Annotated in this window: 13 protein-coding genes and 1 pseudogene; 6 read left to right on the forward strand and 8 right to left on the reverse strand. The window is 46.9% G+C overall.

All coding sequences use genetic code 11. The features are described 5' to 3' along the window. Positions 1-20: 20 nt before the first annotated feature. Positions 21-1,172, reverse strand: a complete 1,152-nt coding sequence (locus EL262_RS09560) for an IS256 family transposase (RefSeq protein WP_126464425.1) — start codon at positions 1,170-1,172, stop codon at positions 21-23. Between the two features lie 75 nt (positions 1,173-1,247). On the opposite strand from EL262_RS09560, the pseudogene EL262_RS09565 reads away from it, so the two are divergent. Next, positions 1,248-1,535, forward strand: a pseudogene (locus EL262_RS09565) (transposase); the annotation flags it as partial. Positions 1,536-1,706: 171 nt separating this feature from the next. Here the strand turns inward: EL262_RS09565 and EL262_RS09570 are convergent. From EL262_RS09570 to pyrE, 7 genes are all read right to left on the reverse strand, one after another. Beyond that, positions 1,707-3,269 carry a RagB/SusD family nutrient uptake outer membrane protein gene (locus EL262_RS09570; protein ID WP_025839242.1) on the reverse strand — a complete coding sequence of 521 codons (1,563 nt, stop codon included), beginning with the start codon at positions 3,267-3,269 and terminating at the stop codon, positions 1,707-1,709. Between the two features lie 16 nt (positions 3,270-3,285). After that, positions 3,286-6,543: a SusC/RagA family TonB-linked outer membrane protein gene (locus EL262_RS09575; protein WP_025839240.1), complete on the reverse strand. Its 3,258-nt coding sequence runs from the start codon at positions 6,541-6,543 to the stop codon at positions 3,286-3,288. Positions 6,544-7,106: 563 nt separating this feature from the next. Beyond that, positions 7,107-7,637, reverse strand: coding sequence for a hypothetical protein (locus EL262_RS09580; protein WP_025839238.1), 531 nt, complete (start codon positions 7,635-7,637; stop codon positions 7,107-7,109). A gap of 145 nt (positions 7,638-7,782) precedes the next feature. Next, on the reverse strand, positions 7,783-8,316 hold the full coding sequence (locus tag EL262_RS09585; protein ID WP_025839236.1) for a hypothetical protein: 534 nt from the start codon (positions 8,314-8,316) through the stop codon (positions 7,783-7,785). 207 nt (positions 8,317-8,523) lie between these two features. Beyond that, positions 8,524-9,018, reverse strand: a complete 495-nt coding sequence (locus EL262_RS09590) for a hypothetical protein (protein ID WP_126464426.1) — start codon at positions 9,016-9,018, stop codon at positions 8,524-8,526. 37 nt (positions 9,019-9,055) lie between these two features. Continuing rightward, complete coding sequence (locus EL262_RS09595; protein ID WP_025839232.1) at positions 9,056-9,481, reverse strand: hypothetical protein; 426 nt, start codon at positions 9,479-9,481, stop codon at positions 9,056-9,058. A gap of 21 nt (positions 9,482-9,502) precedes the next feature. Beyond that, the gene (gene pyrE / locus EL262_RS09600; protein WP_025839230.1) at positions 9,503-10,138 is read right to left on the reverse strand and encodes an orotate phosphoribosyltransferase; all 636 of its coding nucleotides are present in this window, start codon (positions 10,136-10,138) and stop codon (positions 9,503-9,505) included. A 546-nt stretch (positions 10,139-10,684) separates the two neighbouring features. On the opposite strand from pyrE, the gene feoB reads away from it, so the two are divergent. The 5 genes from feoB (at position 10,685) to EL262_RS09625 (ending at position 16,323) form a co-directional block, all read left to right on the forward strand. Continuing rightward, entirely contained in the window at positions 10,685-13,153 is a 2,469-nt protein-coding gene (gene feoB / locus EL262_RS09605) for a ferrous iron transport protein B (RefSeq protein ID WP_078735942.1), read from the forward strand. Positions 13,154-13,157: 4 nt separating this feature from the next. Beyond that, on the forward strand, positions 13,158-13,340 hold the full coding sequence (locus EL262_RS09610) for a FeoB-associated Cys-rich membrane protein (RefSeq protein ID WP_025839228.1): 183 nt from the start codon (positions 13,158-13,160) through the stop codon (positions 13,338-13,340). 129 nt (positions 13,341-13,469) lie between these two features. After that, on the forward strand, positions 13,470-13,889 hold the full coding sequence (locus tag EL262_RS09615; RefSeq protein ID WP_025839226.1) for a GtrA family protein: 420 nt from the start codon (positions 13,470-13,472) through the stop codon (positions 13,887-13,889). 27 nt (positions 13,890-13,916) lie between these two features. Further along, positions 13,917-14,894 (forward strand): glycosyltransferase family 2 protein, encoded by a 978-nt coding sequence (locus EL262_RS09620; protein WP_036848535.1) that lies wholly within the window; start codon positions 13,917-13,919, stop codon positions 14,892-14,894. Further along, entirely contained in the window at positions 14,884-16,323 is a 1,440-nt protein-coding gene (locus EL262_RS09625; protein WP_078735941.1) for a CCA tRNA nucleotidyltransferase, read from the forward strand. The genes EL262_RS09620 and EL262_RS09625 overlap by 11 nt, the downstream gene beginning before the upstream one ends. Positions 16,324-16,354: the final 31 nt, after the last annotated feature.

Genomic DNA, 16,354 nt, shown 5'->3' on the forward strand with positions numbered 1-16,354 from the left:
TGTTATTACTCATTACTCATTTATTTGGTGCTCCACTCTTGGAAATAGGGTAACCTCCTTGCGTAAGTCTTTTCGGTCATTTCTCGGGCTACAGAGCCCAAGAGAAAGACAACGGCATCTGCCGAGGGTAGAGCCCCACGCATACGCAGCGTACGCTTATAGCTCCGATTGAGACGCTCCACCCAATTCGTCGAGTAAATCATACGACGAACACCCTCCGGGAACATCAGGTAAGTGAAGTAGTTTATATTGCGAGATGCCGAAAAGGAGAGCAGGCTCCGGTAGCTTTTCCCCCAACGCTCTGCAAATGTACATAATTTCTCAAATGCCTTTATGGGAGTAAGACCTGTATCCGGAACAGGGAATAAGTCATCCACCTCCTGCTTCATCTGAGTTTTATCCCTCTTTGACACGGCGTTAAGTGCTTGTCGTTTGAAATGAACAACACATAACTGATGAGCTGCCTGGGGGAAAGCCGAGGCGATGGCTCGTTCAATCCCCTGTAAAGCATCTGAGATGATCAGGTCTATACGTTCGACTCCACGTGTTTTGAGGGCTTTCAACTCTGCCTCCCAATTCAACGCTCCTTCCGTGGGATGATTCACCACACAAAGCACCTCCCGACTACCGTCAGGAAGCAACCCCAACATCGTGTAATAGGCTTCCTGAGCCACACGATCCTCCCGCCGTGTGTAGGCAAAGGTAGCATCGATGTACACGGCCAAATAGTGGGGCGACAGTTGGCGTTCCAACCACTTGTAGATCTCCTCTTTACTCGTGTTGGTGAGAAAACTGACTTGCTGCTTGCTATAGTGATAGCCGTAGATCCGTTCGCACACCGAACCAATGTCTTCGCACGAAAGCCCTCGGGTATAAAGCTCGTGAAACAACAAGGCTCGTTCGCTCTCTTGGCCGGAAAGGATTCCCAAAATCAGGGGTTGGAAATTGCCCGAACGTGTTCGAGGAATCCGTAATTCAAAGCTACAGCCGTAGCCTCGCCATCGACGAGGACGGAAGCCATTGCACTGTTCACCCTCATGCTCTTCGACAAAGAGAGCACGTTCTTGCTTCGAGAAGGTGTCCAATAGTACACGGATAAGTTCGTTAATACCCGCCTCTGATGATAGCATTTCAGAAATAAATGCCGACTTTTGTGTTGTTGTAAGCTCCATTGTTCTTAGGTTTATTTTTTTCTTACCTCAAAGTTAAGGACTAATGGGGCTTACACACTTTTTTAGGACAGTATCGATGTTCCCAAGCCCTCAGATAGCAGGTATCAGAAACGCAAGAAACACAAACTATTCTGCAAGCGAGCGGGCATCGAACCTACCATTGGACACTTGAAATCAGATCATCGTTTAGGCCGCATCTTTTACAAGGGATTGGCTGGGGATGCTGTGAGCATACTATTGGCAGCCGCTGCTTACAACTTCAAAAGAGGCATGAAGGCTCTTTTGCACCTGCTCAAAATAATAAGCGAAAAGCTAAGCGAGAGACCATCGATGAATGACTGCTTACTTGTAAATGCTTTTTAAGGGGCGACTAGCTAGTATGGGGGAGTCTCGCTTCTTGATACTTGACCTACTACTGTTTTTCTTACGTCGAACATACATTATTCAAGAGGTCTGTGTCAAAATCAGATTTTGGCACAGACCTCTTGAATAATGTATGTTGAATAAATGCGTTCCTAAATACTCGTATACGACTTATAGGGGATTCTGTTCACAGAGCTTGTTACCAACAATTTCATCATAAGGTATAGCGAACTCCCACTCCTTTGTATCAGCTGTTTTAGGCAATCCCTTTACATTTGTTCCTGAGTTGCGTTTGCGGAAGTCATCAGCTCTGTCAGAGGTCATATATTTATCGTTCCCTGCAGAGAGCCGGTCAGGGACTTCTCCCAAGCGCTTCATATCATAAAAGGCACCACCCTCCCAGTACAAATCGATACGTTTGTTACGCATAATTTCCTTGATTAATGCATCCTTGTCTAAGGTGCTCTCAACTGTATAATTAGGATCACGAGTTATCATTACAGTGTTTAGAGTTGTACCAGCCTCCGCAAGCTTACCTTGTTGAGCTTGAGCCTCAGCCTTGATGTAGTACATTTCTCCAAGACGCATCATGACCTGATCTATATCAGAACGTTTAGGATTCAATACACGGAACTTTATACATTGTCCGGTACGTTCCCATTTTTTGTCATTGAAGTATCCTGGGTCTGCATCTGCGGGTATTTCATCTCCTTGATCCTCCGCTACAAACCATTTTCGACGGATATCATTAGCTCCCATCTTGTCATAGAACGAGCGATTGATCGCAAAGAAGAAAGAATCATTCCAGCCACCGATAAAATTGTATGAAAAATGGGCTCCGAAACCTGCGAAGTATCTGTTTTGGTCTTCTGCTTGGTGATAACCCCACATCCATTCAGAAGCTTGGTAGTTGTTGAATCCATCAAGCAACTCTGAGCCTACTTGCAGTCTGATCCCTGCTGTAGTGCTTACTTCAATGGCTTTTTGTGCCATCTCTTCAGCTTTTGCGTAGTCTTGTTGAGTTAGGGCGATTCTTGCTGCTATGCCATAAGCTGTGCCTAATGAAATGCTGTTACGTGCGCCAGTAAGTTTTGCATTCTTCATTTCATTGAGACCCTCTTCAATATCCTTGTTGATCTGCTCAAAACACTCTGCGACAGTTGATCTAGGCATTGGCTCAATAGTTGGTTTCAAGCGCAAAACAACACCAGGAGTATTGTTCTCTCCTCCCCTGACAAATCTTTTACCAAAGCATTGTACGAGATTGTTGTAGCAAAAAGCTCTGATTACATGACACTGACCTCTCATACGATTCAAGTCTTCAGGAGCAATGCCATTGCCACCTTCAGTCATCTGTAAAACCGTATTGGTATGTTGAATTATAGTATAGTAGTAATCCCAAACTCTAAAGTTAATAATTCCCTTGGGATCTCGGTGATCTATCCATCGGTGTGTTCCCATTCCCAAAGAGGCAATCGAATTTACAGAACTGTTCGAAAGAAAGTCCATATGTACATTCAGACTCGCAGATCCATCTCCAAAACGTTGTCCAAAATAGTACATATAGAACATATTATGGATGCCGTTCAATATTCCATCAATACCTTTTGCGGATTCTTTTAGAGTAGCATCTGACAAGGATGTCGAAGGAGCTGTCTCCAAGAAGTCTTTCTTGCAACCTGTGATTCCCACTAACATGGAGAGACTTATGAGCGAAACTAATATTTTTTTCATAGCTAATTAAAATGACTTAAAAGTTTATGGTTAGGTTAGCCGTGATGGTCTTGGCATAGCCAAATGCGGAGGTTTCTGAGACTCCTCCAAAACCGGTCATTGGGTTAAGACCTTTTCTATGTGAGAGCATAAATAGGTTTTCGCCTACAATGCCAACCCTAGCACTTGAAACAGAGAGAGGCTTTACCCAAGCTTCTGGAAGATTGTAACTCAAGCTGACATTTCTCAGCATCAATGCTGATGCAGAAATCAAGAATCTGTCAGAAGACAAATTGTCATATACTGTGGATGAGGCATCCAAACGAGGAATGTCAGATTTGCTTGGCATTTGGTCTTTATCCCCTGGGGTCTTCCATGCATTTAACATATCAATATGAGCCGCATTCCCATTTTGTAATGATCTGCCCATGAGACTTTGATAGCTTCTATCATAGGCTTTACCACCGAGTTGATAAGAGAAGAGAATTGCAAATTCAAGCCCTTTGTATGTCGCCTCTGTCCCGATACCACCATATATTGCTGGAATTGAATTACCACAGAAGTGTTTCTTGACGAAACGACCATCTTTGGTCCATGTTGCACGCTCACCTTCCTTTTCCATTCCGACGAATGCCTTATTATCAGGATTTGCTTGCTCAGGATACTTTTCAGCATCTATTCTGTATATTGCCTTACCATCTATAGGGTCAACCCCGATGTACTCGTTCAGATAGAATTCGTAGCGGCTAACATTCTCCATGTATTTATGAAAGTCTTTTTCAATCCCATCTTTTCGGTTTTCCTCAGGCAGACGTACAATGACATTCTTAAGCACAGTTCCATTGAATTTCAAATCCCAAGAGAAATCCTTTGCATTCAAGAGCTGTAACCTGAAGTCCATTTCCAATCCATAGTTCCGAACCTTACCCAAGTTTTTGTCAATAGAGCCAACTCCTGTGGATATTGGAAGTGAGAAGCTAAATAGGAGGTCGTCAGACTCTTTATTGAACAACTCAATAGTACCGGTCAAGCGGTTAAAGAGCCCGAACTCGAATGCTAAGTCGAATGCTGTCTGTTTCTCCCAACGAAGATCAAGATTGCCAAGATTAGAGACGCGCAGTCCTAAATCTTTGTTGTTATTACTTCCGAGAGAAAATAGGGTCTGATATGCGTAATAGGTGCCTACTGCATCATTCCCTGTCTGACCAATAGATGCTCTCAGTTTAAAATAGTCTAACCAAGAACGAGTCCCTGACATGAACTCATGATTAGATAGTTGCCAACCAGCACCTACCGACCAAAAGTTACCCCATCTGCTTTGAGGGGCAAATCTAGATGTCCCATCTCTACGGAAAGAGAACGATGCATTATATAGATTGCCATAATCATAAGAGATACGACTAAAATAGCCTTCTTTACGATAATTGTCAGTGTATGATGTAATGTCATTCATGTTAGAGAGATTGGACATCTCATCCATACCAAGAAGATACATTTGATCTTTACGTCCAGTTAGAGCCTGAACAAGGTATTGATAGCTTTCATGCCCTGCAAGAATATTAATATGGTGCTTATCGAATGTCTTATCATATTCGAGTAGCTGGTTCAAGGTTATCGTTGATTGTCTCTCATTTTCGATGGTTAGCATCCCTTGAGGTTGATCACCCATAACATTGTTGTAGCGCTGTTTTGAGGTATAACGACTGATGTCATAGCCTAAATTGGTGCGGAATTTCAATCCATCATAAAGTTTGAGTTCAGCAAATGTTCTATTTGTTATCGCATCACGAGAGCCATACCTCTTGTCTAACTTTTGCTCCAAAACTGGGTTGAAATTCTTTGAATACGGTCTGAATGAACTATAATCCTCTTTCTTATTGCCATTCCCATCCAATATATAGGCCCCATTTTCATCGTGTTGATGAATAGGATAGATGGGAGCAACGAAATTCATAAAGCTGAAAGGATTGGATGCTGCTCCTCTAAGGGTTTTGGGGCTTTCTGTATCTGTATGAACGACACTGGTATTCGTCCCTACCGTAAACCAATTGTTGACATCATAAGAGACATTGATACGAGCCGACAGACGATTGAGATGAGTGAATTTTTTGTAACCATCTTCTCCAAGATAGCTTAATGACATGAAGCTCTTCATTTTCTCAGTATTAAGACCTCCACTCAATGTATATTCTTGACGCAAGCCTGTCCTAAAGAGCTCTTTTTCCCAATCTGTGTCATCCCCCCAAAGAAGACCTGTGACTTCCGGATTCAGTGTGCCGTCAGGCATAACAAAAAGAGGTGATGCTCCTGCAATATTGGCATCGTTAGTTTTGATCCATTTTTTTTGAGCTTCATCATAAGCAACATAAGACGATATCCCCTTGTAAGGATTGTATACCAAATCTGTATACACATCATTGTTAGCCTTGTATGCTGCTTCTTCATCTGAACGTTTTTCCTCATATTTGTACTGGTTAAACCACTGTTGCCAACGTAGAGGATAGTGCTGCATAGCATTTACGATTTCATAACGATCTTCTCCTCGACGGCTTCCGCCAACACTTGTCGTAAAAGTAAAGTTAGGTTTCCCTTTTGTTGCACGAGAACCACTCTTAGTGGTAATCAGAACGACACCGTTACCTGCACTGGATCCATATAATGCTGTAGAAGAAGCGTCCTTCAAGATACTTAGGCTCTGAATGTCTGATGCTGGCAAATCACTAATATTGCCGTTGTATATCGCTCCATCCACGACAAATAATGGTGCCGAAGATTCTTCTTTCATAGAACCAAATCCTCGAATCATAATTTTTGCACCAGAGCCGGGCTGTCCACTAGAGGTTGTAACCTGTACCCCTGGTGCTGCCGCTGCAAGAGCATTCGTGACATTAGATACTGGGCGTCTCTCAAGTTGCTTTGCAGATACGTTGGACTGTGCTCCCACCAAAGACTGCTTTTTGGCAGTACCATAAGCAATCGCAACAACTTCATCAAGACTGGTAGCATCCGGTTGGAGAACAATCTTAAGGTTTTTTCCTACCGCGACTTCACGAGTTTTCATACCCACGAAAGAGATGATGATGATCTTTTCGTTGGCAGGGACTGTGAATTTGAATTTACCATCAATGTTGGTGCGGTCACCCTTCTTTGATGTCTTACCTCTAACGGTAGCTCCTATGATGGGCTGGTTATCCTCGGCAGAGATGACAGTACCAGATACCTCGACCTGAGACTGTGCTAGTGCCATACCCATGCTCATCACAAGGAAAGCAAAAAGTAATGTAATTCTTTTCATAAAAACGGGCTTTTTAGATTAATATTTCTCTAATGAGTTTGTGTTGATTTCTGATTTTGGTTGATCTTTAGCGAGATGTTAAAGTATTTCTGTTGAGTTAATTTATTGCTATGTTAAGTTAATTTAATTTTAAGTTTGACTGTTCCTGTTTTGCGTTTTTGGGCTACGTTCCAGAACATACCCTCATGCAAATAAACGCTTAATCTCTCAATAAAGCAACTTTTTTTAATGGATATTTCGTTTTAGGGTTTGATTTTAACATATTCGGGTCTGAATTGCTATCAATATTTGTTTGTGCTTGATATTTGGGTATTAGTGTTTTCGGTGTGAAAAAGTGTGAATTTGTTCTTTTGTGTGGGTTACATCTCATGAGGTGTGTTGTTGTTATTATAATACTCGCATGGAGTATCTGAAAAAGAAGTGCCTCAAGGATGAGATAAATCTAAATCTTCACCCTTGAGGCACACTTGTTTGTTGTGTCTTCTGCTCCGAATTGTCTGACCTTTCTCTTTATTCTGATGCTTTTTCTGTTATTCTTCTTGAGGGGAGTAGTCTTGAGAGGCTCAGAATTTCAATGATAGCCCTAGGTTGATTGCCGATACGCCCCAGCCAACTTCTGCAAATGCTCCGATATTCTCGTGGAACATATATCGTCCACCGACGAATATACCATAAGCCAACCTTGTGTTGCTTGTATTGGTGTTGTCGATGAGATCTCCGCTTCTGAAAGCCAACCCCAAAAGAAGACCGGCATAAGTGTCAAGCTTGGGGACGAACTGGTAGTGGTACGAACCACGTGCTCCGAGTATGGTGTAGTTTGCAGTCAAGCTGTTGTTTTTGATTCCATAGGAGGTATAGCCCAAGTAGCCACCGATACCGATACTGCCGTTGTCTTCGTTGAAGGGGTTGTCCACTATGCCATATTCGACAGATACGGACACCGGTGGTACAACGGTGTTGAAGTTCATAGTCAGAGTATTGTTGAATCCTATACCCATGTTCATCGCCACATCGTTCTTCTTAAATACCTCTTGTGCACTGAGAGTTCCGAATCCCATTGTCAGAGCAAGGATGGCAGTGAATAGTCTTTTCATACAGTTGTAAAGTTTTTGAGTTGTAAATCAAAGCGAGGCACAAATCATCCCTAAACATGGAATAGATTTGTGCCTCGCTTTATTGTATAGTTTATTTATTGCCTTGTGCGACCACTTTCTTATGTCATGTCGCAACAAAGGGACTTTAGAACCTTAGGGTCAAGCCTCCGTTGAGCATGTACTCACCATACCCCCCTTCAGCATAAATACCAAGGAAGTTGGTGAACATATAGCGTACACCTCCAAATCCTACCCAGGCAAATTTTGACTTGATGTTCACCGGGTCGAGCTTTTCGGCTTCTCCACTTCTTATCGCGTAGCCCGCCATCCCTCCAATGTAGAGGTCAAGGTTTTTTACAAATTCAAAATGCAGTGTACCGCGTGCTCCGACGGTCGTGAAGCCGAAGTTGCCCATGGCATCTGACTTGTATCCTACATTGGAAATGTATGCTCCCACACCGATGCTGCCATATTCTCCAAAGAGTTTATCTGCGACGGAGAGGTCATAAGCGACAGCCAGATTGGGTGTTCTCACTTTCCATACATTACCCTTATCCAGTTCGCCAAAGAACGATGCACCAATATTGATGGTTGATTTGCCTTTCGAAAATACGTCTTGGGCATAGGTTGCACTCAAAGTCAGGAATGCTGTCACGAGCAAAAGAGTTAGCTTTCTCATACTGTTTGTTTTTTCATTAACACTCGCCCGACCAATCGTTAGTTGGGTCCGGCTTGACTAATGGGGATAGGTATCCCTCTTTGAGCAAAGATAATAGTATTTTCGATATGAATGGTGCGGAGGAGCTCTCCGAATTGCTTTTGGGGAAGGACTTCACGCTCGATTTCAAGAAAACTCTTCGGATAAAGACTGCCTCCGGATGGGGATTTATCTTCTGTTTGATATGTGCAGTAGCTCCCCGGAGAGTATGGCGGTGTATTGCCTCAAGGGGTGACGGCCGAGACCTCGAATGGGATTGCCTATGCCAAGTCCCAATTCGTACACCTCACCACACGAGGGACAACGGTAGAGGATCAACCCTTCATGCTCGTTGCCCTTGTAAGGCTCGATTACGGATAGCTCCGGGGCTTCGATGGGGCAAGCCATATCATAGGCATAGTACCCCGAAGAGCCCCCTTGGGGTATGCCATGGACGATGACAATGCCTCCCACTCCTACTCGTTCGTCCATGGTGCGAGGCGATCGGACCTCCAATGTTCCCAATGGAGTCCTCAGCACATAGGCCTCGCCCGAAAGATCCAATGTCAGGCGTGCCGGAGCTTCGGGAAGAGGGTGAGGTTCGGGCGAAGAGCCACAAGAGACAAAAAAGAAGAGCCCCGAAGCTGTCACGAGACTACGGAGGCTCTTCATTATAGTATTCATAAAGGTGTCAAGTGTAAGAGGATGCAAAAACTCTTGCTCAGAGTTTGAGTCTGTCGAAATCGATTTTTTCGAGCATATCAGCAGCTTTTTCAAGACCCGGAGAGAGTTTGCTCATGACCATCCCTTTGAGAAACGAAGGGATGTCGGCCTCCACACTGAGTTGCATATCTGTGTGCTCCCCGGCCTCTTTCATGTGGATGAGGAAGCCTAAGGGGACTGCTGCGCTCTCCGCTTTGTAGCGTATGAGGTTGGGCGTGGAGTCTGCCGAACGTACAAACTTGATCTGCCCCACCATGGGAGCATCAAATCCGAAGCTGTCGTCCGATAGTGACACATCCTTCAGAGGGAGCTTGTCGCCCACTTTTGCCAAGAGCCCCGATAGGACACTCGGTTTGGATGCGATTCCGAAGACGGTCTGTATGTCTTTTTTGAGTGTAAATGATCTGCTGTTGATGACTTCCATTGTGATCCAAATGTTTTGTTGTTACTCTTGTCTCCAAGTGTCGGGAGACTTGCGCCACTCTCTGAGGGCTTCGAGATCCTCCTCGCTGACATAGTTTGTGCGAAGGGCTTCTTCGATGACGGCGTCGTAGTTGCTGAGCGTTACAAGGCGTACGTTGGCATCCTCAAAGGCGACGGTTGCTTGAGGGAACTGATGAGTGTAGATCGCCACCATCCCGACGACTTCACATCCGAAACGGCGAAGGGCTTCGACAGCTTTGAGACTGCTACCTCCCGTAGAGATCAGGTCTTCGACGACGACGACTTTTGCTCCCGGGCGGAGCTCACCCTCGATGAGATTTTCGAGCCCATGATCCTTGGGAGTGGCACGGATGTAGGCAAATGGCAGGCCGAGTAGGTCAGATACCAATGCACCTTGGGCGATGGCCCCCGTTGCCACACCGGCGATGGCTTCGACTTCGGGGAAAGTTTCACTGATCACTCTGGCGAGCTGCAACTTGATGTAGGTGCGTACGGCAGGATAGGAGAGGGTCTTCCTATTGTCACAATAGATCGGTGACTTCCAGCCCGAAGCCCATGTGAAAGGGTTGTTGGGTTGGAGTCTTACGGCCTTTACTTCCAATAGTTTTTCCGCTATTTGTTTTTGTAAGGTCTTCATGTCTCAGTATTTTATATTAGTTTTTAGATTATGTATCAAGTGGTTATTGTTTATCGTTATCCAAAGGTACGAAAAATATCCGTCCATGCTGTCTTCATAAGGCTTGCCGAGCTCCAAGTCATGAGTCCTCCGAAAGGTCTGTCTCGGTGCACGACAGAATTCATTCTGTGCCGTGTCGGAATGTGTTCTTGCGGACGACAGTATGTATTCTGGGGGGGCTTGCAAGGCTGGGTGGTCTTATCCCGACACAAAGAAGTCGTAGGAGGCTCGATGATGATCGGTAGGACTCGATTTCGAAAGTCGTATGAATCGTGATGACAAGTTCAAGGATCTTTTTTTATGCTCCATAATACATTAAATATATGGTTGGTTACGGACTGCATTTCTTTCTTCGATAAAGGAGTTTTTTTGATCGAATATCCCTACTTTTAGGTATGTCGGGATTGTCCAAAGTATCGTATTTTTGAACACTCGTTATCATGGGGATGTTGTATCTCCGTGGGATTGGTTTTAGAGTGTGAATTATAGACCACAAAATATTTGTTTATGAGATTGTCAGAACTACATACGGGCGATAGAGCGATCATCGTCCGACACCATGCGCAGGGAGCGTTTCGGAAGCGTATCTTGGAGATGGGCTTCCTCAGAGGGAAGGAGATCCTCGTCGTGAAGAGTGCTCCCATGCAAGATCCTGTGCAGTACCGGATCCTCAACTATGATGTCTCCCTGAGACGTCAGGAGGCAGAGACCATAGAGGTCGAGCTCATCTCACCCAACGAGGTGCGTGTCCCTGAGGCTGTGCCCTTCGAGGCATCGGAGGATAGAGTCCGCCTTGCCGTCGATAAGCCGGTGAAGGACCCCAAGCGTATCAAGGTGGCTTTCGTGGGGAACCCAAACTGTGGCAAGACCTCCCTCTTCAATGCCGCCAGTGGTGCCAACGAACATGTGGGAAATTACAGCGGCGTGACTGTCGAGGCAAAGACGGCTCAGTACCGACAGGGGGGCTATACCTTTGACCTGGTGGATCTACCCGGTACTTATTCGTTGTCGTCTTACAGTCTCGAAGAGAGGTATATCTCTGACTTCATGTCTGGTGAGGAGCAGCCTGATGTCCTCATCAATGTGGTGGATACCTCCAACCTCGAGCGCAACCTATACATGACGACTCAGCTGATAGAGACGGGGTTGCCGATGGTGGTGGCGTTGAATATGTTTGATGAGTTTGAGAAGAGCAGTAGCGAGCTTGACTTGCCTAAGTTGACTCAACTTCTGGGTGTCCCTCTTTGTCCCACCGTCGGGCGTACAGGCCGTGGGCTGAAAGAACTCTTCACTCAGGTCATCGAGCTCCATGAGAAGAGATCGGAGACTCGTCGTATCGTCGACGTGAGATACAGAGAGGATGTGGAGGATGCGATCGTCCAACTCAAGGGCGAGATCGATGCTTACTCGACGGATATGAGTGACTCGCTTCGTCGTATCCGTAGCCGTTATGTGGCCATCAAGCTCCTTGAAGATGATGAGGCCTTGTCTCATCAGGTGGAGAAGGAGATGAATAAAGGGGGCTACCTCTTGACGAGGGCTCGATACCTCCGTCAGGGGTATGAGGCGAAGTATGAGAAGGACATGCAGACGGTGATCACCGACACTCGCTATGGCTTCGTCAGTGGTGCGCTCAATGAGACGCTCAAGGCGGACTTCTCCGACATCGTGGACAAAAACAGGAAGATAGACCACATCCTGACACACAAGATATGGGGATTCCCGATCTTCATCGCGTTGATGTATATCATGTTCCAAGCGACCTTTACGCTCGGGCAGTATCCGATGGACTGGATCGAGGCCGGTGTCGAGTGGCTCGGCAATCTCGTCGGTACCTGGATGCCCGATGGCATGCTCAAGGATCTGCTCATCGATGGGGTCATCGGAGGGGTCGGAGGGGTCATCGTCTTCTTGCCGAACATCGTCATCCTCTATCTCTTCATGTCGATCATGGAGGACACCGGATATATGGCTCGTGCGGCATTCATCATGGATAGGCTGATGCACTTGATAGGTTTGCACGGGAAGTCGTTCATCCCCCTTGTGATGGGCTTCGGGTGCAATGTCCCTGCGGTCATGGCGACTCGAACGATCGAAAGTCGTAATAACCGCATGGTGACGATGCTCATCCTGCCGTTCATGAGTTGTAGTGCTCGTCTGCCGGTGTACTTGCTCTTGGCAGGGGCGTTCTTCCCCCAATCGGCAGGGACGGTGCTCTTCGGGATGTACTTCCTCGGTATTATTGTGGCCGTGCTTAGCGCGTTGCTGCTCAAGAAGTTTTTCTTCACGCGAGAAGATACTCCGTTCGTGATGGAGCTGCCCCCCTATCGTATCCCCACGACGATGAGTGTCTTGCTTCATATGTGGACACGTGCCAAGCAGTACCTCAACAAGATGGGTACCGTGATCCTCGTGGCTTCGATAGCAGTGTGGGCACTGGGCTATTTCCCACGCTATGAGGGAGGCACCGAGACACAGGAGGTGGCGAACTTTGCAAAAGATCATGCCGTCTCTGAGGTCGAGTACTTCGAAGGTTTGAGTGAAGAGCAACGAGAGAGCATGCTTCAGCAGGAGCACTCTTATATCGGGAAGATCGGTCATGCGATAGAGCCTGTCTTTGAGCCGCTTGGCTTTGACTGGCGCATGAGTGTCGCTCTCCTTACGGGTGCGGCAGCCAAGGAAATCGTCGTGAGTACGATGGGTGTGCTCTATGTGGGGGATGACAGCAACGAGGTCTTATTGACCGAGAAGCTCCAGACGGCAAAGAGACCTGATGGTTCGCCGGCTTACGATCCGATCACGGCATTGGCGTTTATGATCTTTGTCCTGATCTACTTCCCTTGTATTGCGACGATCGTGGCCATCGGTAGGGAGTCCGGCTCTGCGAAGTGGGCATTCTTCTCGGTGTTCTACTCTCTGGCCATCGGATGGTTGCTGTCGTACGGCTGTGTATTGTTGGGACGAATGTTCTTTTAAGACTATGTTGCAAGAAATCATTGTATATCTTATCATTGCTGTTGTCTTCGTCCTTCTCGTGCGAGGAGCCGTGCGGATGTTCAAAAAGAATGATGCCGGCAGCCCTTGTGCCGGCTGTTCGGGTTGTGACATCAAGCCGGGGAAGGGCGATGATAAAGGCAATCCTCCGACCTCGTGCGGAAGATAAATCGGAAGAAAAAACGCAGTTTCGATCGCAGTATCGGGCATAACCTTAAAGAGGTTTGCCAAACTTTTTATACTTTTGCGTAGTTGGGCGGAGCATTCAACAGACCTTCGCCTGAGCAGAGATATAAAGATGGATCGAACAAAGGGAAATACGCAGACTTCGGGATCGAAGTATGAACTCTTTCGACAGCTCGCCAGTTATGGCATAGTCGGGGTTTCGAATACTTTGATTACCGCTGTGGTGATATGGGTATGCTTGAAGATGGCCGGGATGTCCCCCGAGCTATCCAACGTGCTTGGCTATGCTGCCGGAGTCGTCAACAGCTTCGTGTGGAATAGCAAGTACACTTTCAAGAGCGCGTACAATTGGCGAAAGTTTGCAACTTTTGTCGCCGTCTTCCTCTTCTGCTATGCCATACAGTTTGGCTTCCTGTTGTGGCTCAAAAACAACTCCGATATCGATGGTTATGCACAGCAGATCATAGCGATGGTCATCTTCAACATCGCCAACTTCGTGATGAACAAGTTTATCACGTTCAAGCGTAAGTAACTCTTCCCTCAGAACCGAAAAATAAAGATGAAAGAGAGCCTCACCATCATAATCCCTTGCTACAACGAGGAAGATGTGTTGGAGACCACTTTCCAACGTCTTTTGGGCATCTTACCGATGATCCCCGAGCTCGAAGTGTCATTTCTCTTTGTCAACGACGGTAGCAAGGACGGTACAGCTATGATCCTCAATCGCTTTGCCCGAGAGCAGGAGCGTGTGCAGGTGATCCACTTCTCACGCAACTTCGGACATCAGTCCGCAGTGACAGCCGGGATCAATCATGCCGTCAGTGATTATGTCGTCGTCATCGATGCCGACCTTCAGGATCCTCCCGAAGCCATACCGGAGATGTGGCATTATCTCAAGGATCAGAATGCCAATGTCGTTTACGGTGTACGACAAGAGCGAAGGGACGAGACTTGGTTCAAGAAGTGTACCGCAAAGATATTTTACCGTCTGCTCAACTATCTCAGCGAAACACCTTTCCCGGTCGATACGGGAGACTTCAGGATCATGGATCGCAAGGTCATCGAGGAGTTCAATGCCCTGCCCGAACACAATAAGTACATCCGAGGGCTCATCAGTTGGATGGGATACAATCAGGTCCCATACTACTATCACAGGCATGAGAGAGCCGCAGGGAAGACCAAGTACGGCTTGCGCAAGATGCTCAAGCTCGCCTTCGATGCCATCCTTTACTTTTCATACAGGCCTCTCAAGGTCGCCAGCGGACTCGGTTTTGCTTCGGTCATCATCGGGCTTTTGTTGGGCTTGTGGATCGTGTTTGGGAAGTTTTTGGGCTTTACACATCCCGAGACCGGTTGGACATCGATAGTTACGATAGTTATATTCTTTGGAGGGGTTCAGCTGATCACGATCGGACTTGTCAGCAGATACATAGGTGTGATATTTGACGAAGTCAAGAGAAGACCTGAGTATATTGTGGCACAGAAAATCAACGTAAAAGCCCCTTCAGAGTCCAAGAAAAATAAAGATGATAAATAGTAAGGACGAAATACTCAAAGAACTTATCCACCGCCTGGGCAAAGAGCTGCTCGACCTGCTCGCTGAGAGTGCAGAGGCTCTCGGTCAAGAGGTGTATGTCATAGGGGGATTTGTGAGAGACATCATCATGCAACGCCCCTCTTGTGATCTGGATATAGTCACAGACAAGAGTGGCATAGCTCTTGCCACGGAGGTCGCCAACCGTCTCGGCAGGCGAGAGGCTCACCTCTCCGTGTTCAAGAGCTTTGGCACGGCACAAGTCAAGTTCAGAGACTTAGAGCTTGAGTTTGTCGGCGCACGCAAAGAAAGCTATCGAGCCGACAGTCGTAAGCCCATCGTCGAAGATGGGACATTCGAAGACGACCAGAGGCGCAGAGACTTCACCATCAACGCACTCTCCATCTCCATCAATAAGAATGATCTCGGACGTGTCATAGACCCATTCGACGGCATCAGAGATATCGAGAACCGTGTGATCCAGACACCATTGGATCCCGATACGACCTTCTCGGATGACCCTTTGCGTATGATGAGAGCCGTAAGGTTCGCTTCTCAGCTCGACTTCACCATCCCTCAGTATATCAAGGAATCCATCCGCCTCAACGCATCTCGCATCTCCATCGTCAGTCGCGAGAGGATCATGGTCGAGTTTGTCAAGATCATGGAGAGTCCCAGGCCATCGATCGGTCTTCAGCTGATGGACGAATGCGGTCTCATGGAAGAGATATGTCCTGAGATCGTCGCCCTCAAAGGGGCAGAGACACGAGAAGGTATTGGCCACAAAGACAACTTTCACCACACTCTCATCGTCGTCGACCAACTCTCCGAACGCTCTGACAATCTCTACCTCCGTCTCGCTGCACTCTTTCACGACATTGCCAAGCCCGTCACCAAGAGGTACGAAAAGGGTATAGGCTGGACATTCTACAATCATAACTATGTGGGTGGTAAGATGTTGCCGAAGATATTTAAGCGTCTCAAGTTGCCCCTTGACGATCGTCTCAAGTATGTCCAGAAGCTCGTCAATCTCCATATGCGCCCTGCACAACTCTCCGAGGAAGGGGTGACCGATTCTGCCGTGAGACGACTCCTCTTTGAGGCCGGGGAAGACATCGACGACCTCATGCTCCTCTGCGAGGCTGATATGACAAGCAAAAACCCTGTCAAGATCGCCAAGTGTATCGCCAACTTCAAGATCGTGCGTGAGAAGCTTGTGGAGATCGAAGAGAAGGACAGGATCCGCAACTTCCAGCCTCCCGTCTCCGGCGAAGAGATCATGGCGACCTACAACCTCCCCCCATCTCGTGTGGTGGGAGACATCAAAGAGGCGATCAAGAATGCCATCCTCGACGGTGTCATCCCCAATGAGCGCGAAGCAGCCCTCGACTTTATGCACCGATACGTCGAAGAGCATCGGATTTTGTCTTGAAAAATTGTTATCTTTGCCCAGCCTGAGAGGT

The sequence above is a fragment of the Porphyromonas cangingivalis genome, assembly GCF_900638305.1.
Lineage (GTDB): Bacteria > Bacteroidota > Bacteroidia > Bacteroidales > Porphyromonadaceae > Porphyromonas_A > Porphyromonas_A cangingivalis.

What these genes read in the sequence shown, in the direction of transcription:
- EL262_RS09560 (WP_126464425.1), bottom strand. Translation starts at nt 1,172, where the DNA reads ATGGAGCTTACAACAACACAAAAGTCGGCATTTATTTCTGAAATGCTA.
- EL262_RS09570 (WP_025839242.1), bottom strand. Translation starts at nt 3,269, where the DNA reads ATGAAAAAAATATTAGTTTCGCTCATAAGTCTCTCCATGTTAGTGGGA.
- EL262_RS09575 (WP_025839240.1), bottom strand. Translation starts at nt 6,543, where the DNA reads ATGAAAAGAATTACATTACTTTTTGCTTTCCTTGTGATGAGCATGGGT.
- EL262_RS09580 (WP_025839238.1), bottom strand. Translation starts at nt 7,637, where the DNA reads ATGAAAAGACTATTCACTGCCATCCTTGCTCTGACAATGGGATTCGGA.
- EL262_RS09585 (WP_025839236.1), bottom strand. Translation starts at nt 8,316, where the DNA reads ATGAGAAAGCTAACTCTTTTGCTCGTGACAGCATTCCTGACTTTGAGT.
- EL262_RS09590 (WP_126464426.1), bottom strand. Translation starts at nt 9,018, where the DNA reads ATGAATACTATAATGAAGAGCCTCCGTAGTCTCGTGACAGCTTCGGGG.
- EL262_RS09595 (WP_025839232.1), bottom strand. Translation starts at nt 9,481, where the DNA reads ATGGAAGTCATCAACAGCAGATCATTTACACTCAAAAAAGACATACAG.
- pyrE (WP_025839230.1), bottom strand. Translation starts at nt 10,138, where the DNA reads ATGAAGACCTTACAAAAACAAATAGCGGAAAAACTATTGGAAGTAAAG.
- feoB (WP_078735942.1), top strand. Translation starts at nt 10,685, where the DNA reads ATGAGATTGTCAGAACTACATACGGGCGATAGAGCGATCATCGTCCGA.
- EL262_RS09610 (WP_025839228.1), top strand. Translation starts at nt 13,158, where the DNA reads ATGTTGCAAGAAATCATTGTATATCTTATCATTGCTGTTGTCTTCGTC.
- EL262_RS09615 (WP_025839226.1), top strand. Translation starts at nt 13,470, where the DNA reads ATGGATCGAACAAAGGGAAATACGCAGACTTCGGGATCGAAGTATGAA.
- EL262_RS09620 (WP_036848535.1), top strand. Translation starts at nt 13,917, where the DNA reads ATGAAAGAGAGCCTCACCATCATAATCCCTTGCTACAACGAGGAAGAT.
- EL262_RS09625 (WP_078735941.1), top strand. Translation starts at nt 14,884, where the DNA reads ATGATAAATAGTAAGGACGAAATACTCAAAGAACTTATCCACCGCCTG.